The organism is Bacillus sp. NPDC094077 (assembly GCF_050279465.1).
Lineage (GTDB): Bacteria > Bacillota > Bacilli > Bacillales > Bacillaceae_G > Bacillus_A.
Genome location: NZ_JBNNUF010000005.1, coordinates 164,071 through 165,149 on the forward strand (window position 1 = coordinate 164,071; position 1,079 = coordinate 165,149).

Here is a 1,079-nt window from a genome sequence, read left to right on the forward strand (position 1 = left end):
GTCTGAAGAAGTGGAAGTAATTGCGGAAGCAGAAGAGTCTGAAGAAGTGGAAGTAATTGCGGAAGCAGAAGAGTCTGAAGAAGTGGAAGTAATTGCGGAAGCAGAAGAGTCTGAAGAAGTAGAAGTAATTGCGGAAGCAGAAGAGTCTGAAGAAGTGGAAGTAATTGCAGAAACAGAAGAGTCTGAAGAAGTGGAAGTAATTACAGAAGCAGAAGAACCTGTAGTAGAGGCATTTGTAGAACTTGAGGAAACTCAGCCGGAAATGGTATTAGATGAAGCAATTGAACAAAAGAGCGAATTCATACATGTTGCTGAGGCTGATGAACAAACGAAGAAAGATGTTCAAAGCTTTGCGAATGTTTTAATTGCAGAAACAGAGGAAAATAAACTAGTTGTGGAAGAAGCGCTAGTCGCAGAAGAAAAGCCAGTTGTGAAAGAAGCGCCAGTCGCAGAAGAAAAGCTAGTTGTGGAAGAAGCGCCAGTCGCAGAAGAAAAGCCAGTTGTGAAAGAAGCACCAGTCGCAGAAGAAAAGCTAGTTGTGGAAGAAGCGCCAGTCGCAGAAGAAAAGCTAGTTGTGGAAGAAGCGCCAGTCGCAGAAGAAAAGCTAGTTGTGGAAGAAGCGCCAATTGCAGAAGGAAAACCAGTTGTAGAGGAAGCGCCAGTCGCAGAAGAGAAACTAGTTGTACAAAAAGAAGAGCCAAAACGTGAGAAAAAGCGTCATGTACCATTTAATGTTGTTATGCTGAAACAAGACAGAAAGCGATTAATGGAAAGACATGCGGCTAGAACGAATGCAATGCAACCTTCTATGGGTGAACGAGTAGAGAATAAGCCAGTACACCAAGTAGAAGAGTCACCAGTACAACAAGTTGTAGTAGAGTCACGAGTGGAAGAACAACCAGTGAAGCAAATGGTAGTAGAACCGCAAGTGGAAGAACAACCGATGCAACAAATGGTAGTAGAACCGCAAGTGGAAGAGCAACCAGTGCAACAAATGGTAGTAGAACCGCAAGTGGAAGAGCAACCAGTGCAACAAATGGTAGTAGAACCGCAAGTGGAAGAGCAACCGATGCAACAAG

The 1,079-nt window shown here is 43.7% G+C and carries 1 pseudogene; it reads left to right on the forward strand.

The annotated features are described in order from the left end of the window. Nucleotides 1-1,079: pseudogene (locus tag ACQKNR_RS14990) on the forward strand (DNA translocase FtsK); the annotation flags it as partial.